At 38.8% G+C, this 26,711-nt stretch carries 26 protein-coding genes; 13 read left to right on the top strand and 13 right to left on the bottom strand.

What is annotated here, in order from left to right; translation table 11 throughout:
* Positions 1-148: 148 nt before the first annotated feature.
* Both EWU23_RS03340 and EWU23_RS03335 read left to right on the top strand, forming a co-directional pair.
* Positions 149-403 carry a type II toxin-antitoxin system Phd/YefM family antitoxin gene (locus tag EWU23_RS03340; RefSeq protein ID WP_166228782.1) on the top strand — a complete coding sequence of 85 codons (255 nt, stop codon included), beginning with the start codon at positions 149-151 and terminating at the stop codon, positions 401-403.
* Positions 400-660, top strand: a complete 261-nt coding sequence (locus EWU23_RS03335; RefSeq protein ID WP_166228780.1) for a Txe/YoeB family addiction module toxin — start codon at positions 400-402, stop codon at positions 658-660. Before EWU23_RS03340 ends, EWU23_RS03335 begins: the two co-directional genes overlap by 4 nt.
* 93 nt (positions 661-753) lie before the next feature.
* Here the strand turns inward: EWU23_RS03335 and EWU23_RS03330 are convergent, their stop codons facing one another.
* Genes EWU23_RS03330 through EWU23_RS03320 form a run of 3 tightly spaced genes read right to left on the bottom strand, consistent with a single transcriptional unit; the run spans position 754 to position 3,692 of the window.
* Positions 754-2,244 carry an aldehyde dehydrogenase (NADP(+)) gene (locus tag EWU23_RS03330; RefSeq protein WP_166228778.1) on the bottom strand — a complete coding sequence of 497 codons (1,491 nt, stop codon included), beginning with the start codon at positions 2,242-2,244 and terminating at the stop codon, positions 754-756.
* Positions 2,244-3,083, bottom strand: coding sequence for a fumarylacetoacetate hydrolase family protein (locus tag EWU23_RS03325; protein ID WP_166228776.1), 840 nt, complete (start codon positions 3,081-3,083; stop codon positions 2,244-2,246). Before EWU23_RS03325 ends, EWU23_RS03330 begins: the two co-directional genes overlap by 1 nt.
* A gap of 18 nt (positions 3,084-3,101) precedes the next feature.
* Positions 3,102-3,692 (bottom strand): IMPACT family protein, encoded by a 591-nt coding sequence (locus tag EWU23_RS03320; RefSeq protein WP_166228774.1) that lies wholly within the window; start codon positions 3,690-3,692, stop codon positions 3,102-3,104.
* A gap of 26 nt (positions 3,693-3,718) precedes the next feature.
* Between EWU23_RS03320 and EWU23_RS03315 the strand changes: the two genes are divergently transcribed.
* From EWU23_RS03315 to miaA, 4 genes are all read left to right on the top strand, one after another.
* Entirely contained in the window at positions 3,719-5,275 is a 1,557-nt protein-coding gene (locus EWU23_RS03315; protein WP_166228772.1) for an NFACT RNA binding domain-containing protein, read from the top strand.
* Positions 5,276-5,372: 97 nt separating this feature from the next.
* A complete protein-coding gene (locus tag EWU23_RS03310; protein WP_166228770.1) occupies positions 5,373-7,046 on the top strand; it encodes a sodium/sugar symporter in 1,674 nt (557 codons plus the stop codon).
* A 9-nt stretch (positions 7,047-7,055) separates the two neighbouring features.
* Entirely contained in the window at positions 7,056-7,706 is a 651-nt protein-coding gene (locus EWU23_RS03305) for a hypothetical protein (RefSeq protein WP_166228768.1), read from the top strand.
* Between the two features lie 5 nt (positions 7,707-7,711).
* Positions 7,712-8,608, top strand: coding sequence for a tRNA (adenosine(37)-N6)-dimethylallyltransferase MiaA (miaA, locus tag EWU23_RS03300; protein ID WP_166228766.1), 897 nt, complete (start codon positions 7,712-7,714; stop codon positions 8,606-8,608).
* Between the two features lie 925 nt (positions 8,609-9,533).
* Here the strand turns inward: miaA and map are convergent.
* The 9 genes from map to EWU23_RS03255 all read right to left on the bottom strand — a co-directional run bounded on the left by map (position 9,534) and on the right by EWU23_RS03255 (position 16,841).
* Complete coding sequence (gene map, locus EWU23_RS03295; protein WP_166228764.1) at positions 9,534-10,298, bottom strand: type I methionyl aminopeptidase; 765 nt, start codon at positions 10,296-10,298, stop codon at positions 9,534-9,536.
* A 149-nt stretch (positions 10,299-10,447) separates the two neighbouring features.
* Positions 10,448-10,759: a helix-turn-helix domain-containing protein gene (locus EWU23_RS03290; RefSeq protein ID WP_166228762.1), complete on the bottom strand. Its 312-nt coding sequence runs from the start codon at positions 10,757-10,759 to the stop codon at positions 10,448-10,450.
* The gene (locus tag EWU23_RS03285; protein WP_394367298.1) at positions 10,756-11,004 is read right to left on the bottom strand and encodes a type II toxin-antitoxin system RelE/ParE family toxin; all 249 of its coding nucleotides are present in this window, start codon (positions 11,002-11,004) and stop codon (positions 10,756-10,758) included. Before EWU23_RS03285 ends, EWU23_RS03290 begins: the two co-directional genes overlap by 4 nt.
* Positions 11,005-11,579: 575 nt before the next feature.
* The gene (locus EWU23_RS03280; RefSeq protein ID WP_166228760.1) at positions 11,580-12,560 is read right to left on the bottom strand and encodes a DUF4062 domain-containing protein; all 981 of its coding nucleotides are present in this window, start codon (positions 12,558-12,560) and stop codon (positions 11,580-11,582) included.
* Positions 12,561-12,615: 55 nt separating this feature from the next.
* Positions 12,616-12,897 carry a rhodanese-like domain-containing protein gene (locus tag EWU23_RS03275; protein ID WP_166228758.1) on the bottom strand — a complete coding sequence of 94 codons (282 nt, stop codon included), beginning with the start codon at positions 12,895-12,897 and terminating at the stop codon, positions 12,616-12,618.
* 1 nt (position 12,898) lies between these two features.
* On the bottom strand, positions 12,899-13,198 hold the full coding sequence (locus EWU23_RS03270) for a rhodanese-like domain-containing protein (protein ID WP_166228756.1): 300 nt from the start codon (positions 13,196-13,198) through the stop codon (positions 12,899-12,901).
* A gap of 4 nt (positions 13,199-13,202) precedes the next feature.
* A complete protein-coding gene (locus tag EWU23_RS03265) occupies positions 13,203-13,976 on the bottom strand; it encodes a PASTA domain-containing protein (RefSeq protein WP_166228754.1) in 774 nt (257 codons plus the stop codon).
* Positions 13,977-14,115: 139 nt separating this feature from the next.
* Entirely contained in the window at positions 14,116-15,450 is a 1,335-nt protein-coding gene (locus EWU23_RS03260; RefSeq protein ID WP_166228752.1) for a Gfo/Idh/MocA family protein, read from the bottom strand.
* Positions 15,451-15,479: 29 nt separating this feature from the next.
* Positions 15,480-16,841, bottom strand: coding sequence for a 3-keto-disaccharide hydrolase (locus tag EWU23_RS03255; RefSeq protein WP_166228750.1), 1,362 nt, complete (start codon positions 16,839-16,841; stop codon positions 15,480-15,482).
* 205 nt (positions 16,842-17,046) lie between these two features.
* Here EWU23_RS03255 and EWU23_RS03250 point away from each other — a divergent pair, with 205 nt between their 5' ends.
* From EWU23_RS03250 to EWU23_RS03220, 7 genes are all read left to right on the top strand, one after another.
* Positions 17,047-18,210: a trans-sulfuration enzyme family protein gene (locus EWU23_RS03250; protein ID WP_166228748.1), complete on the top strand. Its 1,164-nt coding sequence runs from the start codon at positions 17,047-17,049 to the stop codon at positions 18,208-18,210.
* Between the two features lie 3 nt (positions 18,211-18,213).
* Entirely contained in the window at positions 18,214-19,302 is a 1,089-nt protein-coding gene (locus tag EWU23_RS03245) for a complex I subunit 1/NuoH family protein (protein ID WP_166228746.1), read from the top strand.
* Between the two features lie 61 nt (positions 19,303-19,363).
* Positions 19,364-21,775, top strand: a complete 2,412-nt coding sequence (locus EWU23_RS03240) for a TonB-dependent receptor (protein ID WP_166228744.1) — start codon at positions 19,364-19,366, stop codon at positions 21,773-21,775.
* Between the two features lie 2 nt (positions 21,776-21,777).
* On the top strand, positions 21,778-22,932 hold the full coding sequence (locus EWU23_RS03235) for a DUF4249 domain-containing protein (protein ID WP_166228742.1): 1,155 nt from the start codon (positions 21,778-21,780) through the stop codon (positions 22,930-22,932).
* 36 nt (positions 22,933-22,968) lie between these two features.
* On the top strand, positions 22,969-23,979 hold the full coding sequence (gene hemH / locus EWU23_RS03230; protein ID WP_166228740.1) for a ferrochelatase: 1,011 nt from the start codon (positions 22,969-22,971) through the stop codon (positions 23,977-23,979).
* A 4-nt stretch (positions 23,980-23,983) separates the two neighbouring features.
* Positions 23,984-24,850 carry an EamA/RhaT family transporter gene (locus EWU23_RS03225; RefSeq protein ID WP_166228738.1) on the top strand — a complete coding sequence of 289 codons (867 nt, stop codon included), beginning with the start codon at positions 23,984-23,986 and terminating at the stop codon, positions 24,848-24,850.
* Positions 24,851-24,859: 9 nt separating this feature from the next.
* Positions 24,860-25,249: a DUF6941 family protein gene (locus tag EWU23_RS03220; RefSeq protein ID WP_166228736.1), complete on the top strand. Its 390-nt coding sequence runs from the start codon at positions 24,860-24,862 to the stop codon at positions 25,247-25,249.
* A 567-nt stretch (positions 25,250-25,816) separates the two neighbouring features.
* On the opposite strand, the gene EWU23_RS03215 is transcribed toward EWU23_RS03220, so the two are convergent.
* Complete coding sequence (locus tag EWU23_RS03215) at positions 25,817-26,707, bottom strand: YicC/YloC family endoribonuclease (protein WP_166228734.1); 891 nt, start codon at positions 26,705-26,707, stop codon at positions 25,817-25,819.
* Positions 26,708-26,711: the final 4 nt, after the last annotated feature.

Below are 26,711 nucleotides of genomic sequence, written 5' to 3'. Positions count from 1 at the left end.
TGGAACCTTGCCAACGTTGGGAAAATCGGGAATATTGTATCAGTTTTTTGATAATGATTATTCATTTTAAATAATAAAAAAGAAATCAGTTTGTCTTTTATGAATGTACATAATATTGTACTTATATTTGTACAAAAAATATTCAACTATGCTGACGACTTCCATCTCCGATTTTAGGAAAGATATCAAACGCTACTTAGATCAAGTAACAGGAAATTTTGAAACTTTGATTATTAATCGAGGAAAAGATAATGGGGTGGTAATCATGTCATTAACGGAGTATAATTCACTTTGTGCTACTCAGCATGAGTTGGCATCTAAGGAGAATGAAAAAAGGCTTGACGCTGCCATAGAAAAATTGAGATCAGGGGATATTCAAACTAAAAGTCTAATGGAGGAATGAAATACATCTTTGTAGATGAATCTTGGGAGGATTATGTGTATTGGCAACAGACTGATAAAAAGAAATTAAAGCGAATCAATGAATTATTGAAAGATATTTCCAGAAATCCATTTGATGGTATTGGTAAACCCGAGCCATTAAAATTTAAATATGCGGGATTTTGGTCAAGAAGAATAGACGAAGAACATCGCTTGATATATCAATTTCGGGAAGGAAAAATTTTAATCGCTAAATGTCAATTTCACTACAATGAATAGAAAAGCCTGAGGATAATTTCTCAGGCTTTTTTTGTAACGTTGTCAAGGTTTGGAACCTTGCCAACGTTGGGAAAATCACGATTATTGTATCAGTTAACTGATTAACTCAGCCGGGAAATTTTGGTAGCAAATCGGACGAGTAAAACGGTATATGGCTTGAGTACCTACCGAAGTCCCTCTGGAATCACTCGTGGCAGGGAATGGGCCTCCATGAACCATGGCTGGAGAAACCTCCACTCCAGTGGGAAATCCGTTCAATAAAATCCGACCTACGCGTAAACTTAAAGCTTCGATTAGTTCAGGAAATGCTTTAATCTCATCGATTGTCCCATGAATAGTACCGGTTAATTGACCTGGTAATGACTCCATAAAGGCAATCATTTCTGCCTGGTCTTCCACCACCACCGCCAAGGTACTTGGTCCAAAAACTTCTTCTAATATCTCTTGATCTTTCATAGCTGCTTGGGCAGTTGTGACAAACAAACTAGGTGAAGGAATGGCCTGAGTTGTGTAACGCTTAACTTCGGGATGTTGGTCTAATTTTTCACAACCTTTGGTAAAGGCTTGTGCTATTCCTTGGGTTAAAAATGCATTCAAAGACATGGTGTCTAATTGCTTCGCTAATTCCTGTAAGAAAGCCTCATCAGATTTTTGAATCACGATTAATCCTGGATTGGTACAGAATTGTCCTTGTCCTAAACATACTGACTGACTGAAATTGGCTGCCAGACTAGTTCCATTGGCAGCTAGACCATTTGAAAGTAATACCACAGGATTGATGCTTCCCATTTCTGCATATACTGGAATGGGCTTAGGACGCCTGACAGCTAAATCATATAATGCTTTTCCTCCTCGGTATGAACCCGTAAATGCTACCGCTTGAATGTTTGGGTGCTGCACTAAATAGCCTCCTATTTCATGGGATGTAGTATGTACCAAAGAAAAAATTCCTTCAGGCATTTCCGTTCTTTGAGCAGCTTTTTGTATTGCCCTTCCCACCATTTCACAGGTATTAGGATGTGCTGGATGGGCCTTGAAAACGACAGGACAGCCAGCGGCTAATGCCGACATGGTATCGCCACCAGCTACTGAAAAGGCCAATGGGAAGTTACTTGCACCAAATACAGCCACAGGTCCTAGTGGAATCTGTTTTTGAAATAAGCTGGGTTTAGGTAATGGTTGACGGTCAGGCAGTGCTGGATCATCAATAGGCATGACCCAAGCTTTGTTTTTAATGAAATTAGCAAAAGCCAATACCTGTCCCGTGGTACGGCCTCGCTCTCCTTGAATGCGAGCTGTGGGTAATCCTGCTTCTAAACAGGCCATTTCAATTAATGGATCTCCTATGGCAATGATTTCTTCTGCAATAGCTTCTAAAAACAAGACCCTTTTTTCGTCTGATATTTTTCTTAAGCTAGCAAATGCTGTTTTAGCTTTGGCAATAGCCAAGTCTATTTCTGCGGTAGTTGCTTCATAAAATGGCGTAGAAATCGCAATGCCTGAATCGGCTTGCATGCCTTGAAAAGTACTCGTACCTAATTTGGAAAATGAATTTCCTATGATTTGTTCACCTGTAAGGTTCATTATGCTACAATTTGAATTAAAGTTCCAATGGGTTCAATTTGAATTTCAATGCGATCGCCTGATTGCAAGGTAAAAGGATGATCTGGTACCACACAGGTTCCAGTCATCAGGTAAGTGCCTTTAGAAAAGGTCATTTCACGAGTAAGGTATTCCACCAATTCAGCATGTGTTCTCTTCATTTGAGATATTTGAGTGTCTCCCTGAAAAACCTCATTGCCATCACGGAAAATACGCATGTCAATCACCGTTTCAGGAGCTAATGGCTGATCAGTTACCAATAAACAAGGTCCAATGCCCGCAGCACCATCGTATACTTTGGCTTGAGGTAAATACAATGGATTTTCTCCTTCAATATCCCTTGAACTCATGTCATTGCCAATAGTATAACCGGCTAATTGACCTTGAGCATTAACGAAAAGCGTTAATTCGGGTTCTGGGACGTTCCAAGCGGAATCTTTACGGATTCTCACTTGACCACCATGACCTACGGCCCGATGGCTATTTCCTTTATAAAAAATTTCTGGTCTTGGTGCCGAATATACTTTGTCGTAAAATGTATCTCCTCCCGACTCCTTGGATTCTTCCATACGTGCCACTTTGCTGCGCAAATAAGTAACACCAGCTGCCCAAATTTCTTGTTGATCTACAGGATGTAACAAATGGATATCGCCAAAGTTCACTTCAGTACCATGCGCAAAGGCGCTAGCACAAGCTTCAAATAGGTTCTCTTGATTGATGAAGTCATCCCAAGAAGTAGCTTGATGAAAAATGGATTTATCCGATTGACTGGATTGAATGACATGTCCGTGAGGGGTACGGTACAGCTTAAAATAGTTCATTTGAAATAGGTTTATGTATTAATGTCGGCTAATCTTTTCCAATGCTTTCATCACTTCGGAAGCATTTCTTTGTGTAAAGGAAAGATTGAAAGTACAAAGATTGTCAATTTTTTGATTTAGTATTCGAATTGGCAATTTTTTGCAGATTTTCATGACCTCATTCAGTTCGGAATAGGGGAATTGAATTTCCTCTTCTACCAAAGGTTCAAATTCTATAATTTCTGCCTGTGCTAAAGTATCTAAACTCGCTTCTTTATACGCATGAATTAAACCAGGAACTCCCAACAAGGTACCACCAAAATAGCGAATAACGGCTATGAATACATAATGTAATTGTTGCGATAAGATGGTATTCAAAATCGGTTTACCCGCACTTCCTGATGGCTCTCCATTGTCATTAGAACGAGCTTCTTCTTGACTGAAACCCAATCGGTAGGCATAACAAATATGTCGGGCTTTAGGATGCAATAAAGCCAATTCATGAAGCCGGCTTTTAATTTCTTCCAGATCTTTCACCGGGTAGGCCATGCCGATGAATTTACTTCCTTTATCTTTGTACAGACCTTCTGAAGGAGAAGCAATGGTTAAATACGAATCTTGCTTGGACATGAAGAGGATTAAATTCCCCGCAATTTATGCACAATAATTATTATTTCTTGCGAGTTCTTGCTTCTACCTTACGTCAAAAACTGATGTATGCTCGTTTGAAGCAATGTTTTTCCCAAGAAAAGGATGAATTAGTTCTAGGTTTTGAACGCCAAAATGGGGAAGAATTTTGGATGAAATGCTGTTTGGGACCTCAATTTTCTTGTTTGCAATTTCCTGAAAGTTTTCATCGGGCGGGAAGGAATTCCGTCGATTTGTTTTCTGATGTCCTGCTGGCCGAGGTTCAAGAAGTAGAAATGTATGAGAATGAACGTGCTTTCAGCCTTCATTTTTTAGGGGATTTTGTGCTACTGTTCAAAATGTATGGCAATAGAGCCAACATCATCTTGTTTCGTGATGGGGAGTTTCAAAGTCTATTTCAATCGAGGTTAAAGAAGGATGCTGAAATTTTGCTTTCTAACCTACATCGACCCATAGATCAAAGTTGGGAGGCTTTCCAAGCGCATGATGGAAATTATTCTGCCTTGTTTCCCACTTTTGGTAAAGAGATAAAGATTCATCTACTTCGTTTAGGGTATGAAAATGTCTATTTGAATGCTCGCTGGGATATACTAAAATCATTAAAAGCCGATTTAGAAAACCCAATCTTATATGTGTATCACCGAGAGGATGGGGTATATCTTAGTTTATTGAAATCTGAGGGAGAAGCCTTGTACGTAGGACATGATCCTTTGGAAGCATTAAATGCGCTCTATAAGTTTCACTATTCCATTGGTGAGTTTCTCAAAGAGAAAAATCAATTGCTTACTTTTTTTCAAAGAGCCCAAGATAAGACCCGAATCTATCTTCAGGATTTAGAGAATCAAGGTAGCAAGCGAGGGGCTAGTGTGCCTTATGAAGAAATAGCCAATATCATGATGGCGCAATTGCATTTGATTCCTGCGAATGTCACTTCGATAGAACTGCCTGATTTTTACCGAGATAGTACGATTAAAGTCAAGCTAAATGCTAGTTTAAGTGCTAGTCAAAATGCAGAGAATTATTACCGCAAGTCGAAAAATTATGCCAAAGAACTAGCCCATTGGCAAGAACAAGTGGATCGTAAAAGGGATGAAATCAAGCTTTGGGAGGAGCGTTGGGAGCAAGTGCATCAAGCCACCAATAGAAAGCAATTGAAAGCTTATATCCCCTTATTGACTAAGGATACCTCCCCCAAGGCCGTAGAAGAAATTCCATTTAAGGTATTTGATGTACAAGGTTGGACCGTTTGGGTAGGTAGAAATGCCAAAAACAATGATTTGTTGACGATGAAGTATACCAAACGTCATGATGTTTGGTTGCATGCACGGGATGTAGCAGGTTCTCATGTCGTGATTCGTAATCCCCAGCAAAAGGTAGTACCTAAGCAAGTCATCGAGGAGGCTGCGGGCTTAGCCGCACATTTTTCCAAAAGACAACATGAGAGTTTATGCCCAGTGATCATCAGTTCAAAAAAGTACATTAGAAAGACGAAAGATTTATTAGCCGGTCAGGTGATTGTAGACCGCGAAGAAGTGATCCTTGTGCCACCGGCAAGAATAGATTAAATCACATTTTGTCTAACTATTCTGCAATATTTTTTTATTTTCCTTCGGATTCCTCTAAATTAGTAAACTTTTGACCCATTCACTTTTATAAAAAACTATGCAATCTCAAGGTTTACAATTACTCGATTACCTCGTGTTCCTCTTTTATTTTATTGTTGTTTCCGGATATGGTTACTGGATTTACAAACAAAGACAATCTAAAATTTCTAATTCCACCGACTTTTTTTTAGCTGAAGGGTCGTTGACTTGGTGGGCTATCGGAGCGTCATTAATCGCCTCCAATATCTCCGCAGAGCAGTTTATCGGTACTTCGGGTGATGGTTTTAGATTAGGTTTAGCCATTGCTACGTATGAGTGGATGGCAGCAGCTACCTTGTTAATTGTGGCTATTTTCTTCATGCCGATTTATTTGAAGAATAAGATTTTTACCATGCCTCAATTCTTGACTCAACGCTACAGTCCTACGGTCAGTTTGATCATGGCGGTGTTCTGGTTGATGTTGTACATTACCGTTAACTTAACATCTATTTTGTATTTAGGGGCTTTGGCCGTTACGACGATCTCGGGTGTCGACTTTACGGTATGTATGATAGGTATGTCGGTATTTGCTATTTTCATCACCTTGGGAGGTATGAAAGTGATTGGATATACGGACGTAATTCAAGTGGTGTTCTTAGTATTAGGAGGTTTAGCTACTTCTTATTTGGCTTTGAATATGGTGACTGACCGTTTTGGTGGTTCAGGAGTTGTAGATGGTGTGAATCACTTATTAACCAAGGCACCGGAGCATTTCCACATGATTTTGCAAAAAGGAAATCCTAATTACCCAAGTTTACCAGGTTTAGCCGTGTTAGTTGGGGGTATGTGGATTATCAATTTGAACTATTGGGGATGTAACCAATACATTACTCAAAGAGCTTTGGGAGCAGATTTAAAAACAGCTAGAAATGGTATTTTATTTGCGGCTTTCTTGAAGTTGATGATGCCCATCATTGTGGTATTACCGGGTATTGCGGCGTATTTGTTATATAAGGATGGCATGTTCCAAACGGAGATGTTGAAAGATGGCGTGTTGAATAAGGATAATGCCTATCCCGTATTATTGAATTTATTGCCTACAGGTTTGAAAGGACTTTCTTTTGCGGCATTAACTGCTGCGGTAGTAGCATCCATGGCAGGTAAGGCCAATTCCATTTCAACCATTTTTACGCTAGATATTTACAAAAAATACATTAACCCGAACGCATCTGAAAAGAAACTAGTGAATGTGGGTCGTTTCGCTGTGGTGGGAGCCATGGTAACTTCGGTGATTGTTGCCCCAATGATGGGTATTGATAAAAAAGGAGGTTTTGAGTTTATCCAAGAGTATACGGGTTATGTATCACCGGGTATTTTTGCTTTGTTTACCTTAGGATTTTTCTGGAAAAGAGCTACTTCCAAAGCAGCTTTAGTCGCCTTATTGGGAGGTGTGACATTTTCTATTTTGACCAAATACATTCCTACATGGACAGGGGTAACCGAGTGTATGTTCTACTCTTCTTTCCCAGATGAAACTGGCCGTATGATGATACCCTTCATGGATCGTATGGCTTGGGTATTTATTTTCTGTGTGACTTGTATGGTGATTATTTCATTGGCTGACCCAGAAAGTAAAAACAATCCTAAGGGATTAGAGATTGATGCAAGTATGTTCAAATTATCTCCTTCCTTCATTGTAGGTTCGGTGGTGATTTGTACTGTTTTGACATTCTTATATACCTATTTCTGGTAATCTCGAAACATGAAAGAAGTCTTTTTCATTCTTTTGTGTTTACATATTGCAGGAGGAGGCCTAGGCTTATTGATGGGGACTTTAATACTCTTTTTAAGGAAAGGGGATCGCAACCATCGAAAACTAGGCCTTCTTTTTTATGGGGGCATGTGCTTAGCAGGTGCCACATCTTTGGTCATGGCCGTGTTGCATCCAAATTACTTCTTATTCATCGTCGGGATTTTCACCTTGTACATGAATTTGAGTGCTAAACGCTATCTTCGATTTAAGAAGAAAGGGCAGGAAGCTCAGTTGCTAGATTATGTGATTTCGACATTCATGTTGGTCTTTGGAATCGTTTTCATCGCTTTTGGAATCTACCTACTTGTTCAAGCCAAGAATTTCGGTATTGTGTTTTTAGTCTTTGGAAGTATCGGACTTCGATTTGTTTGGCAGGATTATCAATTTCAGCAGTCGGGTTACAGTATCCGTTTGGCCTGGCTTTCTCAGCATATTCAACGCATGATGGGAACGTATATAGCCTCATTAACCGCATTTTTAGTGGTCAATAGTTCCATTTTCCCTCATTTTATTCCTTCCTTTGTTTTTTGGTTATTACCTGGCTTCATCGTGGGTCCATTGATTGGACGCTTTGTCAAGAAATATACCCAAAAAGCTTAGCATCCATGAAGGAAAAATTGCCCGTTTTATTGGTGATTGCAGGTCCTACGGCGGTGGGTAAAACGGCTCTATGTGTCGAGTTAGCTCAAAAGCTGCATACAGAGATCATTTCAGCCGATTCCCGACAGTTTTATAGGGAATTGTCGATTGGTACTGCCAAACCTACTCAAGAGGAGCAAGGGGGCATCAAACATCATTTCATCGATTCCCATTCCATCCAAGAATATTTCTCACCGGGGGATTTTGAGCGAGAGGCTTTAATTTTATTGGAAAAGCTATTTCAAAAGCATGATGTGGTCATTTTAACGGGTGGATCGGGATTATACATCAAAGCTTTATTGGAAGGTTTGGATGAAATGCCCGAAGTGGATTTGGCGCTAAGAGATCAGTTGATGCAACAATTAGATAAGGAGGGAATTGCGCCATTGTGGGAGCAATTGCAGCGATTAGATCCAGCCTATGCTGCTCAAGTAGATCAACAGAATCCTCAGCGTATCGTGAGAGCCTTGGAAGTATGTTTATCTACGGGCAAACCGTATTCTGATTTCAGAAAAAAGCAGTCGGCCGACCGACCTTTCCAAGCCATTAAAATCTGCTTGGATAGACCTAGAGAAGAATTATATGCCCGCATCGATCAACGCATGGACCAGATGTTAGCCCACGGACTCGTGAACGAAGCTATCCAATACCAAGATTTCCAGCATCTGTATGCCCTGAAAACCCTGGGCTATAAAGAGGTTTATGGACATTTGAGGGGAGAATACGATGAAGCAGAAATGATCCGTTTATTGAAGCGAAATAGTCGGCATTATGCCAAAAAACAACTGACTTGGTTCAGACATCAGGGGGAATTTAGGTTTATGCATCCGGATGAAGCGAGGGGGGAGTTGTTAGGAATGTAGAATGTAAAATGTCTTGTCCTGAAATAGGTTGAATTGGGGTTTATTAATAAACATTGTAAATAGTAATTAAGCTGCATCAAAATCTAGCTGTTCGATGTTCCTCAGGGTCATGTCGAACCCCATAATTAGAAATGATTTAGCATAGAATTCTACGGCATTTCTTTTTTTTCATAAAAAAAGAAACAAAAAAAACAGAAGGAATGCGGTTAATCCTAAGACGAATTCCGTTTTGCGGAACCGATTGTCTCTCCGCTTACGGCTTTAATCTTTGACGCTATCGCACATGGCCTATGCGCAGGGTCAAATATCCGCCTTCCGCTTCGCTCAAGCTACGTTCCAATCTTTCGTTGGGATTAACCTAGAAAACTAGCTGTTCGATGTTCCGCAGGGTCATGTCGAATTCTCCATAATAAGAAATGATTAAGCATAGAATTTAAGGCATTTTTTTTATAAAAAAAGAAACAAAAAAAACTGAAGAAAAACGGTTAATCCTAAGACGAATTCTGCTGCGCAGAACCGATTGTCTCTCCGCTTACGGCTGTTAGAATGTAGAATGGAAAATGTAGAATGTAGAATCCAAAAATTGATAAAATGATCAATGTCATTCAGGCATCCACAATTTATAATTCATCATTTATAACTTCCTTCCCGCCTGCCGCTTCGCTCAAGCTTCGTTCCAATCTTTCGTTGGGATTAACCTTTCAATGTAGAATACAAAAAAAAGGCATTGTTAATGATTTACTTAAAATGAATGCTTAAAAAGGATTGTCTTGTCCATTAACAAGTTGACCGTTGGGAAAATAAAGACACTAGCCCATTAAGTGTTTAAATGTAAAAAAAATAGTGAAGGCCGAAACCAACACTATTTTCTTCTTACACACTTTAAGAGATGGTGCCGAGAATTTCTTGTCTTGTTAGGGTTTTACTAATTCCAAACGCCATTCATCTCAGTTAGTATAATTGGCTTTCCATCTGTAACAACAATAGTATGTTCGTGCTGTGCCATAAATCCTCCTTTATTCCCTACCATTGTCCAACCGTCATTAAGCTCCACAGTATAAGTTGAAGAAGTTGAAATGAATGTTTCAATAGCTACAACAGAGTTCTTTTTAAATCGCCTTTGGTCAAATCTATTTTTATAATTCAGTAATTCGTCTGGTTGCTCGTGTAGACTTCTGCCGATTCCGTGTCCACCAAGATTTTTAATAACCTTATAGCCTCTTTTTTTAGCTTCAGTTTCCATAAGAAGTCCTATGTCTGCTATTTTTACCCCACCTTTAATATTACTGATAGCTTTTTGCAATATATTTTTTGATGCATTAACTAAATTTTGGTGTTGATTGATGTCTTCTCCAAGCACAAATGAATTTCCATTATCTGACCAATAACCATCAAGTTCAGCAGAAACGTCTATATTGATTAAATCGCCTTCTTTTAGAATTTTGTTTTTGGAAGGAATACCGTGACAGAACTCATTGTTTACACTAATACAAGTCCAACCTGGAAACTTGTATGTCATAAATGGTGCTGAATTTGCTCCAAAATCTTTTAAAATACTCGCCCCAAAATCATCAAGCTCTTTGGTTGTCATACCAGGCTTGACGTAATTTTTCATTTCTTTTAACGTGTAAGCAACAACGTCACTTACTTTTTTCATTCCAATTAATTCTGATTCTGTTGTTATAGACATACTATTATATTTTCTATTGTCATTTTTTCAAGCCTGTTTGATAATTATTCAAACCAGCCATAAATCCTTCTCAATCTATCAAACTTGTAAATAATGCGGGCAGCATTAAATTCCCATCATTTGTCGTTCGACATGACCCTGAGGAACATTTACTCTATCGTAAAAGTGATTTTTCGTCCTAAACCTACTTCTAAAAGTTTGTACAAAGTTGAAAGTTGAATGTCACTGTGTCCATTTTCTATTCTGGATATGAAGCTTTTTTTCGTTCCCGTTTTTTCTGCTAGTTGTTCCTGGGTCATTGAACATAAACGTCGTTCTTCTTTGATTACTTCACCAATCGCAAAAGCTTTGGCTTTGATATCGAAATTTATTCTTTTTACAGACCCTATTTTGCCATAGCGATTTTCAAGATGTTCCTCAAAGGTCGTGATGGTCTTATTATTCTCATTTATAGCTTTCATCTTAATTTTTGATTTTTTTCTTCAACATATTCGACTTTAATTTTTAAAGCTCTGTCAATTTCTCCTTGAGGCGTTTTTTGAGATTTTTTCTGGAAGCCATTGAATAGAACAACTACTTTCCCTTCGTCAAAACAACAAAATATTCTAAAAATATTACTTTGGAATTCAACGCGTACCTCATAAAGTCCATCTGTTCCTTCCAAGTACTCAAAAAATTTCTTTGGTACTCTTTCTGTAACTGTGATGACATATAAAACGTAATCGATTTTTTCTTTGACTTTCTCTGTTTGGTTATTTAAAAAGTCAAGAAAGAAATCCTTGTAAGATGATTTGTCTTACCGTTTCCAATAGAAATTTTGAACACTGGCAAAGTTAACTAATAATGGAACAAATTTCCAAGCGATGGCAGTGGCTTATCTTATAAATAGTTTGATTTTATTTTGGATTACAAATCCAAATTCTCAGTCGTTCGACATGCCCTTTCAGACCTTAAAAAAAGTGTAGAATACTATAATACGGCAGTAAATTTAAAATATTGCCGATAATTAGAATTAGTTAGAAAGGGAAGAGAATTGGCTCTTTTGTGTCCATCTCCATCTAGGAAGTGTTTAAATGTAAAAAAATAGTGAGGGCTGAATCCAACATTATTTTCTACTTACACACTTTTCGAGATGGGGCAAAGGATTAATTGTCTTCAATAATGTCCAAAAATTACTGAACTTTTGTGTGCCTAATTTATGAGAAACATGATGTAATTATTCTCTTTAAATACATGGGAAAATAAGTTCATACATTACCAAAATGTATGTTTTGGTGTTTTTTAAAATGGAAGTGCATCATCATCTTTTTTGTCAAATAGCTCTTCTGTTAATAAAATATAGTCATTTCGCCATTCATCCTTAGTGAAAACCTTTAGTTTTCCTTCACTATTAAAAATTTCTTTTTTTACTTTTAACGTGAATTGCTTTTTTTGTCTGTTGTCAATTAGTGTGTATTCGTATAAATTTTCATCACCAAATAAAAAATTTAGCTCAGGAGTTTTATAACCTCTTGCAGATAGCCATTCATTCATTTCATCCGTAGTGGTAAAGTATACTCTATAATTAACATTAAGTAATTGTCTCATTTCTTCCATAGCTGGATGATTACTTAGTAATATGTCATGAATAGCTTGGTCTTTGTCTTTTCTTTCTTCAGTCAAAAATGAAACTAATTGATTTAGAGTTTTTGCCGTTCCTTCTATTCCTTTGAGTAAATTTATTTCTTTTATTCTTGGCTGTTCTTGTAAAAATCGTTGAAAAAGACCTGCCCACTGTTCCTTTAAGTAATTTGTGATTTCTTGAGAGGTTTCAAATGAATGAATATTGTTGTTATTGGGAAGTGATTCAAGTTGTTCAATAAATTCATATACTTTTATATTGTCGACAAATCTACATTTAAACTCATTAGTAGATTTATTGAATAGGAAGGTTTGGTATTCAGAAAATACGTTTTTTTCTATGAAAATATAAACTTGTTTATTTAATTCTAAAGCTGTCCTAACTTCAATTTGTGATATTGAATTATTTTTATGTTGACTTTCGCTACCAAAACGCCCCCCAATAATCGAAACTAATATATCTACATTGCTAATTTCTTTGTAACAATATTCTTCCAGTTTTTCATCTTTTCCATAAGATATATTACCTAATTCATTCAGAACCGGTTCATATCCTAAGTCTTTTATAAATCTATCAAGGTCTGCTCTTACTTGACGAAGGTCATAGAATGTTGAGCTAACGAAAATTCTTGGTTTAGCCATATTTGTCTTATAGTCAGTTTGAAGTTATGAATTATAATTTTTAATAACTATTAAATTATATCCCCAAATACCCCTCCAATCCACCCTCCAGATTCTGGCATGAAATGCCTTTCGCCAATAGCAATCGACAAGCGATGTAGCTTTGGGTACCATTGTAACAAATGACGGTGATGGGTTGGGGGATACGTTGGACTTCTTCGATATGGTCCAATAATTGATCGAGGGGAATATGAACACCTCCCAGATTAAAGTCGTCCCATTCGCGGGGAGTACGTATATCTAGGAGGTGTAAGTGGCTGATTTGTTCTTTGAAAGAAACAGCCGAAATGGATTGCATCTTAATAGCCAGCAGCCTGCCAAGCGAGCATGCCGCCTACTAGATTACGGACATTGCCGTAGCCTTCACTGCTCAAATACTGTTGCGCACGGCCAGAACGTGCTCCTGAGCGACAATGAACAATGATTTCCGCATCTTTATCTGCTTCAATTTCATCCAAACGCTCAGGAAGTTCCCCTAAAGGGATTAATTGAGCTCCGATATTGAACTCATCAAATTCATGTTCTTCACGGACGTCAATGATGTACAATGACTCATTTTTATCCCTTCTTTCTTTTAATTCTTCTATTGTAATATCCATGTGATTATTGATTTTCTCCTCCACCTACAACCCAAAGGTCAATGGTGTCTCCTGGGTGAATACTGGTTCCTGTGCAAGTGGCACAAACTTGTTTAAATACGATTCCCGGCTGAAATTCCTCATTGGCTTCATAATAAATTTTACCAACGGTCAGGTTCATTCCTGCCAAAATAATGTTGACTTCATCCAATGGTTTGCCCACTAAATCTGGTAATTCCATTTCCACGTTAGCTGTACCATTTCCAATGAATAAATCCACCATGGTTCCTTTAGGAATGGTCGCTCCGGCCTCAATCTTACGTCCATTCACTTGCATTTCAATCACCTCCTTCACTCTTGGGTCATTGATTTCATGCACAATTCCCTTTCTCAATCCAGAAATCAACAATTGCTGCTCGGCACTTCGCACCGATAAGCCTATCAAGCCGGGCATTTTGATGGTAGGAGGGGTTTCAGAATTGATGGTGATGTAAATTTTTCTTCCCGACTTCACCAAGGCATTGGGTAAAGGGTATTGGGAAAGTATCGTCAAAGGAGGTTTATCTGCCGTAAAGGTACAATCAGAAATTTCATAGGTTAAATCATTGGCATCTACCAATTCCCCCATTTTTTCCATGCTCATTCCCTTCAAATTAGGCACTTTGATGGTTTCCCCATGATGGGTACTCCAAGGCAAATACACAAAAAAGAACCCGAAAAATAAAACCAGAAATAAGGAGATCAGAATCGCGATGTGCGTGTACAGATCTTTTTTGGTTTGGGTAGGGATTTTCATCATGAGGGATGCGTTCAAATATTGGATGCAAGTTAGGGAATTGTCGGGAAAACAAAAACCCATTTTGTCAACCCAATCCCTCGTTTGGACATAAAAAAACCGGGTAGTTTAAAGCCACCCGGTTCTTATTCTCAGCTGATTCTTAGTATTTGAATACTTTTGAACCTGCCATTACTTCTTGTGTTTTCTCGTTGAAGGTAACACGCTCTCCTGTACGATATGCCGCATTGGCCATGATCGTCGCAATGGAGTGTTGGTAACCTGCTTCAATCGGAGCATTTGGCGTTTTACGTGAACGTACGCATTGCATCCAGTTTTTGATGTGCTCAAAAGTTAAGCTATCACCACCTGTGTTAGATCCAGTCTCTACTTTAGGACCTTCAATTTTCAAGGTAGGCAATAAATTAGCCTGCATGCCCATGCCTCTAGCTTCTCCTTCGGTTAATCCACCTGTAGGTGAAATCATGTTGGTGTCTAAGTTTAATTCACCACCATTGGAGTAGTAAATTTCTTTAGTGCCACCGGCTGAGTTAGAGAAACGAGACGTAAAGCTCACTTGGAAGCCTTTGTTTGGTTGATCTGCTGGGCCGTAATCAAATACCGTAGTCATGGTATCAGGATTTTTACGTCCATCGTTCCATTGGTAAATACCTCCATTGGAAACCGCTGAACGTGGATGAGCTAAGCCAGAGAACCAGTGTACGGTATCAATTTGGTGCGACATCCATTGGCCTGGGATTCCTGAAGAATATGGCCAGAATAAACGATATTCTAAATATTTACGAGGATCAAATGAGTCTTTTGGACGGTTCATCAAGAAGCGGTTCCAATCGATATCCGATTCTTTTAAGTCTTTGCACAAGTTCACTCTTCTCCAGCGACCAGGTTGATTGACGTTCCACATCAATTCCACCATTTTGATATCACCAAACTTGCCTGACTTAATGAATTCATCGGCCGCCCAGTAGTTGGCACCACTACGGCGCTGCGAACCAATCTGAACAATTTTACCTGATTCCTTCACCGCTTTTAATACGGCACGTGCATCTTCCATGGTTTCAGCCAAGGGCTTTTCAGCATACACATCACAGCCCGCTTTAACGGCTTCAATGGTGTGCAAGGCATGTTGGAAATCAGCAGTAGAGATAAATACAGCATCTACACCTTTAGCTGCATATAACTCATCGTTATTACGGTATGTGGTGATTTTGCTTCCTAATTGGGATTCCAAATAAGCCTTTCCTTCTTCACGTCTACGGTTCCAAAGGTCAGATACTGCCACCATTTCAAAATTCATTTCTTTTTGTAAAATTTTGAATGGAGGTACGTGTGAAGAACGGTGACGGTCTGAAAAACCTACACAGGCTACACGAACACGGTCATTTGCTCCAAGAATCTTGCTGTAAGATTTAGGACTGAAGGCAAATGTTCCTAGGGAGGCAACAGCGCTCTTTTGGATGAAATCTCTTCTTTTCATGTTAAAATTAATTTTTGAGGTATCGGTTATTAGTTAATTTCTCTGATTTTGATGTTCTTATAAAAGACAGAATCACCATGCTCTTGCAACAAGATAGGTCCTTTCGCTTTCATACCAAAACCAGGCCATTTATTGTATTTACTATGAGCTACTAAAACTTTATAAATATTGCTTCCACGCACATATTCAATCACCTTGAAGCCATTTAGCCAGTGTTGAACCACATTATTTGGATAGACAATCACACGACCACGATTCCAATCGCCAATCTTTTTAATGGCGCGCTTGTCTTTGTCAGATGGAATCAAGTCATATAAGCTGGATAAGGTTCTATTACCTACTGTTCCTAATTTAGCATCTGGGTGTTTGTCGTCATCCAATACTTGAAACTCCAATCCGATGGCCGACATGCCTGAGTTGTAGGATTCATCCACAAAATATTTCACTCCTGAATTGGCTCCTTCGGTTAATTTGAAATCAAAAACCAATTCAAAGGCTCCGAATTGATCATTCGTCAAAATATCGCCACCATTACCTGATTCTTTACCACCTTTACTATTCACGTGTAAAGTACCATCTGATTCTACTGTCCAAACAGATGGAGGAGCTGTAGTTTTGTAAGCCGAACGCCAGCCGTTTAAATCCTTACCATTGAACAATAATTTATATCCTTGAGCTTGTTCTTGTGGAGAAAGGGTATTTAAGGTGTAATTTTCTACAGGAGTCGTTTTGTCCAAAGGACGAGGATGCATTTGGCTTCCTGTCTGAATCTTGATGTTTTTCCACATCACTTGCGTTCCTTCTTTTTGATCTTTACCAATGGCATGAACTTGGAAGGCGATAAATCCTTTGGCAGTCATATCATCCACTAAATAGGTAACGGGAATATTATTAACCCAGGTACGGATGGTAGTTCCGATAGCCTCTATACGATAGTGATTCCACTCACCTTTTTTGAAAGCTTTTTTTGCTGCTACATTTTCTTCAACGGGATATAACCAGCCACGACGCGCCTCGTCGTATAAGCCACCTGACCATGCACGGTCAGAAGGGTCAATTTCCACTTGGTATCCATGTACACGACCATTCATGACATCAGGAGAGGAAAGACTACGGATTTGAATACCCGAATTCATGGAGTTGTCCACTTTAACATCCACTTCTAAGATAAAATCACCATATTCTTTTTCCGTGGCCATGAAAGAATTAGGCGTATTGGATACGGTAGTACCCATCATGACACCATTTTTAGCTTCGTATTTGGCTTGACCGTTGAGTTGTTTAAATCCTTTGAACGTTTTACCATCAAAAAGATTGGTCCATTGTTCATTTTGCGCCAGAGCAGGCATCAATACCCCTAAACAAAGGAGTAGAGTTAATAATTTTTTCATAGTTTCTTTTAATTGTATTAATTACTCGTAAAAGTCCTAAAAAGAATTGATTTACTCAAATTCTCCAAATTAATCCTTGTATTTTTCTGTGGGGCATTGACCTTCTATGTATATAGCTGAATTTGGCAGAGAATGCGTTCAGGCGAAATATTAAATTTGATTTTCGGGCTATTCCATTAAATTTGTAGATTAAATTTTCGCCTATATGAAGAAACAAACTCAAGCCATCCGAATTCAAGCCAAGCGATCACATAACCGTGAGCACTCGGTGCCTTTGTATTTAACCTCCAGTTTTACCTTTGAGGATTCGGAACAGGGACGGGCTATTTTTGCCGAAGAGATTCCCGGTAATATCTATTCTCGTTACCAAAATCCCAACGTAGATGAGTTTGTGGAGAAGATGTGTATGTTGGAAAATGCGGAAGCTGGACTAGCATTTTCAACTGGTATGGCGGCTATTTTTTCTTCATTGGCTGGTTTATTGAAGCAAGGAGATCATGTGGTAGCATCCAATGCTCTTTTTGGTTCTGCCATTCAAATTTTGACTAAAATCACGGCAAAGTGGGGCATTGAATGCACTTTTGTGGATGGTCATGATATCAAAGCTTGGGAAGCTGCTATCAAGGATAATACGAAATTCTTTTTCTGCGAAAGTCCTTCTAATCCTGGTTTGGATTTAATCGATATTGCGGAATTGGCTGAATTAAGAAAAGGAAAGAATATCATTTTAGCCGTAGACAACTGTTTTGCTACACCTATTTTGCAAACACCTTTGGATTTAGGAGCAGATTTAGTCATTCACTCGGCTACTAAATACATTGATGGACAAGGACGTGTGCTAGGTGGTGTTGTTTGTGGAAAAGCGGAATACATGACTGAAATTCGTTTTTTTGCGCGTCATACAGGCCCATCGTTATCTCCTTTCAACGCTTGGGTATTATCCAAGAGTTTGGAATTATTGGATTTACGCATGCAAAAACACTCGGAAAATGCGCTGGCATTAGCGGAAGCTTTACAAGGTCATCCAGCAGTACAAGCGGTTAAATATCCTTTCTTACCTAGTCATCCTCAATATGCATTGGCTAAGAAGCAAATGAAATATGGAGGTGGAATTTTAACCTTGGATATCAAAGGGGGCTTTGCTCAAGTTCAAAAATTAAGCCAATTGCTTCAAATCGTTTCTATTTCACCCAATTTAGGAGATACTCGAACCATTTTGACACACCCAGCGTCTACCACCCACTCCAAATTATCTGTAGAAGATCGGGCAGCGGTAGGCATTACGGATGGTTTAGTTCGTGTGGCAGTCGGTTTGGAAGCGATTGAAGATTTGAAAGAAGATTTCTTAAACGCGCTAAATCAACTCTAATCCATGTGGATAGCCCTAGTGGTATGTTTGGCTTTACTGACTATCAATGTGGTGGTGGGTGTTTATGTAGAACGCAAACTATCTGCCTTCATGCAGGACCGTCTAGGACCTATGGAGGTGGGCAAATGGGGTTTATTGCAAGTATTTGCTGATTTATTGAAATTATTTCAAAAGGAAGACATTGTCCCTGCATCCGCTCAAAAGCAATTGTTCTTATTTGCTCCTTGGATCATTTTTTTGGCTGTATTTGGCTCATTTTCAGTAATTCCCTTAAGTTCAGGTAGTTTCTTGCAAGGCAGCCAAACCGAAATGGGAGTCATGTTATTAATGGGCATCGTTTCTTTAGATTCCTTAGGGATACTACTGGCAGGATGGACTTCCAATAACAAGTATTCACTCCTTGGGGCGATTCGTTCAGCGGCACAATTGGTTTCCTATGAGATTCCCATGGGTTTGAGTATTCTTTGTGTCGTATTGATTTCCTCCAGTTTGAATTTACAAGAGATCGCCTTACAACAAGGGATATTTAGTCAACAGACCAACTTCTTATTCGGTTTATCTTTTTTACAATGGGATGTGACACATGTAGGTGGGATTTTGACTTGGAATGTAGTACGAGTGCCGTTCTTCTTTTTTCTGTTCATTTTGTTTTTCATCACCAGTTTAGCTGAGGCTAATCGCGCGCCATTTGATATACCTGAAGCAGAATCTGAATTAGTAGGAGGTTTTCATACGGAATATGCTGGAATGCGTTGGGCATTATTGTTTTTGTCGGAATATGGAATGATGCTCCTCGTGAGTGTTTTAGGGGTAATACTTTTTTGGGGTGCATGGTATTCTCCTTTTCCAAACATTGGAAGTTTACGTTTGGCAGATTGGACCAATGGTACTCCAGGAACTATAAGGGCAACCGTTTTAGGTTTTGTTTGGATTATGTTAAAGACCTATGTTCTGATTGCCATACAAATGTGGGTTCGTTGGACTTTACCTCGCTTGCGGGTTGATCAATTGATGTATTTATGTTGGAAAGTATTAACTCCAGCCGCTTTGGTTTTCGTCGCAATATCCTCGATTTGGTCGATGTTCATGTAATTTCATTTCTACTTCTCGGGTATTATACGTATCATTGGTTTTATTACCTCAAACCAACTCTATGATAAAACTCTTTACTAGAGTCTTTTGTGCATTATGTTGCCTAGTCATTTTTCACAAAAGCTATTCACAATCCGCCACTACCACTTTACCCTATTTAGAAGGAAAAGTTATTGATGCGCAGACAGGAGAACCTCTCCGAGGAGCGGATATTTCTGTTGACTTTAAGAAATCAGGAACATCGACTGATTCTTTAGGTAAGTACCGTATTTATTTACCTTACGGGGAATTTGTGGTAAAAATTAGCCATGTAGGATATAATCCTTTCCGTGCCAAGGTTTACATCAAAACCAATACAACACTCAATGCCCAACTGAATGATGTCACCAAGCAGTTGGAAGAAGTTATTGTATCCAGTGCGGCTACTAAGCGAGATATTCAAACACCTTCTTTGGGAGTTACTGTTCTAAGTTTAAAAGGAATTAAAAAGCTTCCTACCATGATGGGGGAGGTTGATGTGATTAGAAGCCTACAAACACTTCCCGGGGTTTCTTCGGTGGGTGAAGGGGCGAATGGCTTGAATATTCGGGGTTCCAATGTAGATCAAAATTTGATTTTCATTGATAATACGCCCATTTTCAATCCCACTCACATGTTTGGCTTGTTTTCGGTATTTGCCTCAGATGCCATTAGGGATTTAGAATTATATAAAGGGGGAGTTCCTTCTCGTTTTGGAGGAAGAACGGCTGCGGTATTGGATATCAAGATGATAGAACCTAATACCGACAAGTTTAAAATGCAAGGAGGAATTGGTTTAGTGTCCAATCGTGCGATGGCAGAGATTCCTATCATTAAGGAAAAGTTATCTATACTCATAGCAGGCCGACTTTCTGTCAATGATTTTATGTTCAAGTGGTTTGCGCCAACGGAATTAAAGAATATCCGAGCCAATTTCATGGATGTGGCGACTAAAGTTTTTTATCGTCCCAATTCTAAAAATACGATCTCTATTTCCAATTATTTGAGTCAGGATTTCTATCGGGTAGACTCCTTGTTTAGTATTGAAAACGTTATCGCTAAGCGGACATCCTTTGATTACGGACATAATAACCTAGCCATTCATTGGAATCATTATTTTTCCGATAAGCTAAATATGATGTTAAGTGCTACGAGCACTTTGTATAAAACAAAAACCTATTCTCCTGATACGGTTAATACCATCGATTTACAAAGTTCTATTGATTACAAAAATGTTCATATGAGCTTTGACTATCAACCTAGAGATAGCCATAAAATGAATTTTGGTGCCATGGCTACTCGTTATTATGTGAAGCCGGGATCTTTAAATGACGGTGTAGTTTCTCGTGTTGCCAGAGTTGTTTTACCCGATGAACAATCCGTGGAGGCAGCTATTTATGCAGATGATGAATGGACTATTAATCCTAAGTTTACTATTCAAGCAGGTTTACGTTATGCGCAATATTGGCGCTTGGGTGCTGGTATTGTTAATGAATATGCACCTAATCGTATGCCTTCAGCGAACAGTGTGATTGGGAAAAAAGTATATGGTGATGGAGAAGTAATGGCTTCTTACGGTGGCTTGGAACCCCGACTGACCATGAAGTATTCTTTGGCAGAAAACACCACCATGAAATTTGGGTATAATCGCATGCAGCAATTTTTTCAATTGCTTTCTAATAATACCACACCATTACCTACTTCTCGTTGGAAAACGGCGGATTCATTCATTAAGCCCCAGCAATCGGATTTTTATTCCTTAGGATTCTTTAAAACCTATAATGAGAATGTGTACGAGGCTTCCTTGGAAACCTATTACCGAGATGTAAGAAATACACTTGATTTTGTTTCTGGTGCCAATTTACAATTGAACCCAACGATAGAAACACAATTGATTACGGGAAAAAGTAAGGCTTACGGTGTTGAGTTAATGGTTCAAAAGAAGAAAGGGGAAGTTTCTGGATGGGTGAGTTATACCTATGCTCGTGCTTTCAATCAAATGATTGGTGATTTTCCTGAGATTCAGGCGATAAATGGAGGGGAATGGTTTGCTACCAATTACGACAAGCCCCATACCTTTAACATGATGTTGAATATTCAACCAACCACGCACCATAGTTTCTCTTTTACGTTTGCCTATAATACGGGTCGTCCATTCTCTTCTCCATCAGGTAGTTATGAGATTGGAGGAAAGCGATATCCGGTCTTTGCTTCACGTAATAATGACCGCATTCGAGATTACCATCGTTTGGATTTCTCTTGGACCATCAGTAACCCATCCATGGTGAAAAAGAGATGGGAGGGAAGTTGGGTCTTTACCGTGTATAATTTATATGGAAGACAAAACCCTTATTCGGTATTCTTTAAATCGAATAAGCAAGCACTGCAAGCGTATGAGCTAAGTGTATTCGCTGCCCCATTTGTTTCCTTGACCTATAATTTTAAATTTTTATAGAAATGCCTAATAAGTTAATTAGCTATATTTTCTTGAGCTTTGCCTTGGTTTTTATGACCTGGGCCTGCATTAATCCCATCAAAGATTTTGCACAGAAAGACTCTACTTCTTACATGACCATAGAGGCGGACATTGTCAATGACCCCACCATGTGTAAAATCCGTTTGACCAGTTCAGCTAATAGAATCATGTCGGTGCTGTCACTCCCTGTGACCAAAGCAGATGTGTACATTGTAGACCAAGCCGGTACCAAAACTACGTTTAAGGAAGTCACAGGTGGCGCTACAGGCACGTATTTACCACCTACAGGTTTCGCTGGTAAAGTAGGTTCTACCTATCAATTATTTATTAAGACCTTAGATGGTAGACAATATCAGAGTAGTCAGGAAGAAATGAATGCCGTTCCTGAGATTGAAAATATTGTCACTCAATTTGAAGTCTTGGATCAATATTCCAAAGGAGATGTTCGCCGGGCAGGTTACACGGTTTATTTGGATTTCAAAGACAGCCCTAAAGAAGGCGATTATTACATGTGGAATTGGAAGCATTATGAACCCATTACTATTTGCGCGACCTGCGGAGGTGGGGGAACCTGGAATTTTAAGCAAAATACTTGCATAACTCCCGCTGTGGCTACTGACCAAATTTTGAATTATTCATGTGATGGTAAGTGTTGGGACATATCAACCAATAATGATTTGAATGTATTTTCTGATGTATTGACCAATGGTCAACGTATCGTAGGTCGTCAGGTGGCACGGACACCCTTTGATAATTACACACCTTATTACTTTCGTTTAGAGCAAAGAGGTATTTCAAAAAGTGCCTTTTTGTTTTATCAAAGTTTGATTGCTCAAGTTCAATCTAGTGGCTCTTTATTTGATGTGCCTGCTGAAACAAGATTTAGTGTCAATGTGAAGTCGGTTACGAATCCTACAGAAAAGATTTTAGGTATATTCAACGTGTTTTCTGTAAGTAAGAAAATCTTTTATATTGACCGTACTAAGGGCATTCCTCCAGGAGAAAAGGCATTTATACCTCAAGTTCCGGGAGAAATGTTTTACTGTCCAGGTGCCGTTCCAGGTTGTCAGGACCGAGTTCCATGCTTTGAAGGGTCAACAAGAACAAAGATTACACCGGAAGGGTGGACTTTATAAGATTTTTGCATCATCTTTGCGGCAAATTAGTACAAAATGGTAGGAGTTTTATTGGTTAATTTAGGTACTCCGGACGCTCCGGATACAGCTTCAGTTCGTCGATATTTAAGGGAGTTTTTAATGGATGGACGGGTAATTGATATTCCGTATCCTTTTAGATTTCTGTTGGTTAATGGCATCATTGCTCCATTTCGGGCTCCTAAATCAGCCAAGATTTATCAACAGTTATGGGAAGAACGAGGTTCTCCATTAAAGTTTTATGGAGAGGATGTGCGGGATGAATTACAAAAGAGTCTAGGTTCGGAATACGTGGTTAAATTAGCCATGCGCTATCAAAATCCCGATTTACCTTCGGTTTTGAAGGAAATGGAAAGGATGCAATTGGATAAGTTGATCATCATTCCTTTGTTTCCTCAGTACGCCTCAGCCACTACGGGTTCTGTGTATGAACGAGTGATGGAACTCATGAGTTCATGGCAAATCATGCCCAATATTTCCTTGGTGAGTTATTTTTATCAACGCCTGGGATTTGCAGCTTATTTTGCTGAAAAAGCCAAGAAGTACCAAGCTGAACATGACTTTGATTATTATCTGTTTTCTTATCATGGAATTCCTGAACGTCACATTCGAAATGGAGATATCACAAAAAATACCTGTGTATTTGGTCCTTGTTGTGAGCAAATCACCGAGAAGAATCATGGATGTTATCGTGCCCAATGTTTTGAAACCACTCGTTTGATTGCTAAGGAGATGGGATTGAAAGATGGGACATTTGGTACGGCCTTTCAAAGTCGATTAGGAAGAGACCCTTGGCTTCAACCTTATACCGATGAAACTATTAAAAAATTAGTGAAAGAAGGGAAAAAGAAGATTTTGGCTTTTTCTCCAGCCTTTGTGGCTGATTGTCTGGAAACGACGATTGAAGTAGGGGAAGAATACAAGGAATTATTTGAAGAAGCAGGAGGGGAGCATTGGCAATTGGTGGAAAGTTTGAATAATTCACCTGAATGGGTAAATTTCTTGAAGGATTTGGTGCATCAATCATAAAGCCATGATATACTTTGTTTTAAGTGTTTTCTTCGCCATTTTATTATTGGTCAATTTTCGGATGCATGCCAAATTTGGAGTGGATACGAGTTTGACCATTCTATTAAATTATCCCATCTGTTTTTTAACTGGATGGGCGGTACAGCCCAATGCTTTACCATTTCATTGGCCAGATATGCCCTATTCCATGGGTATGTTGGCCTTAGGTTTGGGTTTTGTGGTGACTTTCTTACTAACAGGTTTTTCTACCCAGAAAAACGGCATGGCAACGACCTCCCTCGCCAATAATATCTCTTTGGTCATACCTGTGCTTTTTAATTTATTGATTTGGAATCGGGGAGGGGCTACTTGGACTTGGCAGATTATTGTAGGTTTACTTTTAGCTTTCGGTGCTATTTATTTTTGTAGTCCTCAAATAGAAGGAAAAGGTCAGAATAAATCATTGACCGCTTTATTGTTGGTTTTTGTCGGTTATGGAATTACCAACACCGCCTTTAATTTTTTAAATGCGGAGGTTGCGACTGAAGCAGGAGGAACCATTCCTTTTATGTTGATGATTGTCGCTGGGGCGATTGGTGCATCGGTGTTGGAATTAATTCGAGGAACGATACTTGGGAAATTTACTTGGAATAAAGCTTCTGTAATAGCTGCTTTACCTCTTGGGTTGCCTAATTTCTTCTCCTTTTATTTTTTATTGAAAACCTTGGATTACTTTGGAAACAATGGCGCCATTGTCTTACCTATTTTTAATATTGGTGTTATTGTTGGCTCCACGGCCGTTGCTTATTTGTTTTTTAAGGAGAAAATTAGCGGTCGACAGAGCATTGGAATTAGTTTAGGCTGCATCGCCATTGTGCTATTATTGCTTTAATATAAAAATATGGAAATAGAAATTTTCACCTTGGCGGATTATGCTGCCGACTATGGACAAGGCAAATTGGTGATCAATGGCACCTTTGATAATATCACGGCCAAAGAATTTCCTGCTATCCATCCATCTTGTGCGATTGTTGCACGTATTCGAATAGCAAATAAAGAGGCTGGATTACATTATTTCCAAATAGATGCCTTAAATCCACAGGGAGATAATTTCCATGAGCCCTTCAAGGGGGAGTTCACCGTAGTGAAGAATCCCAATGCGGACCATACTACCTTGAATATCATTTGGAATTTAGTTCATTCTAAACTGGATACGCTCGGGAAATACGCTTTTGAATTTTACTATGATGGGGAATTCAGAACTGGATTGAGCTTGACTGTGGGGAAATAAGTTATTAGGGATTAGTGTTTGGTTATTAGAATTTTTTCGAAAGTAAATACTGTCGTTCAGCTCCAGCGAAATGAATCACGGTTCTGCGAAGTGGAATTCGCCTTTGCTGGACGACATAAAAAGATTTTTTTTGTTTCTTTTTTTGAAAAAAAAGAAAAGCCTTGGTAAAGTAAGAAATGGTAAATGCTGAATTGTAAACGGGTTAATTTTTCAATTTTCTTTATTTGATCGACATTTTTGGACTAAAAAGTACTTAGGAGTTTCTTTTTTTTATAAAAAAAAGAAACAAAAAAACAGAATGAATACGGTTAATTCAAGACGAATTCCGCTTCGCGGAACCGATTGTCACTCCGCTTACGGCTTTAATCTTTGACGCTTACGCACATAGCTTATGCGCATGGTCAAAGATCCGCCTTACGCTTCGCTCAAGCTACGTTCCAATCTTTCGAAGGGATTAACCTAATAATGTAGAATTATTTTATTAGGTTTTAATGAGTAATAAACCAAAGATCAACTTATTTCAGGACAAGACACAAAAGACACTATTCCCTAATAACTAATCACTACTTATAGCACATTCGCCGTTTGCTCCTTAATCTTTTCCAATTCGTCTTTCATGTTGACCACGATACGCTGAATCTGCGAATCATTGGCCTTGGAACCTATGGTATTGATTTCTCGACCAATCTCTTGAGCCATGAAGTTTAATTTTTTACCATTTCCTTCTTTCAATACCTCTAAGAAATACTCTAGGTGAGTCGCTAAGCGAACTTTTTCTTCAGAAATATCGAATTTCTCAATGTAGTAAACGACCTCTTGTTCGAAACGGTTTTGATCAAAATCTTCATTCAAACCTAAGTCCAACAGTGATTTTTTCATACGTTCACGAATGTTGGGCATACGAATCAAATCTTGCTCTTTTACTGCATCCAAGCCCAATTTAATGGAAGCAATGTATTCCTTGAACTTCTCTTCCACCACATTTCCTTCTCTCAAACGAAAAGCTTTACATTCTTGTGTCGCTTCTTGGATGATCTCAAAAATGGACTGCCAAAGTGCTTCTACCTCTTCTTCTGATTCTTGGCTTTGCTCTGCTTGAATGGTATTGGGCATAGATAAAGCATGCAAATACAAGGCGGTCTCATCGACAGATTCAACGTTAATTTGTGTAGCTACCCGCTTTAATTCTTGGAATAATTCTCCTATTTGTTTTTCTGGTAGTAAACTAGAAGAAACCGTTTCGTTGGCTTTTTGCATGGTCAAAGACAGCTCTATTTTACCTCTTTCTAGCTGCTGAGTAAGGTAATTTCTTACTTCGATTTCTCTGGCTGAAAGTGACCTAGGCAGGCGACAAAACAAATCGGTGAACTTGGAATTCAAACTCTTGACCTCTACTTTGATTTGAAGATCTTGTATTTCTTTTTGGGCCTTCCCAAAACCGGTCATCGAATAAATCATATAC

Origin of the sequence: Aquirufa beregesia (assembly GCF_011090385.1) — a bacterium.
Taxonomy (GTDB): Bacteria; Bacteroidota; Bacteroidia; order Cytophagales; family Spirosomataceae; genus Aquirufa; species Aquirufa beregesia.
The sequence above is the reverse complement of the archived record's forward strand: the minus strand, read 5'-3'. Positions and strand labels throughout refer to the sequence as shown.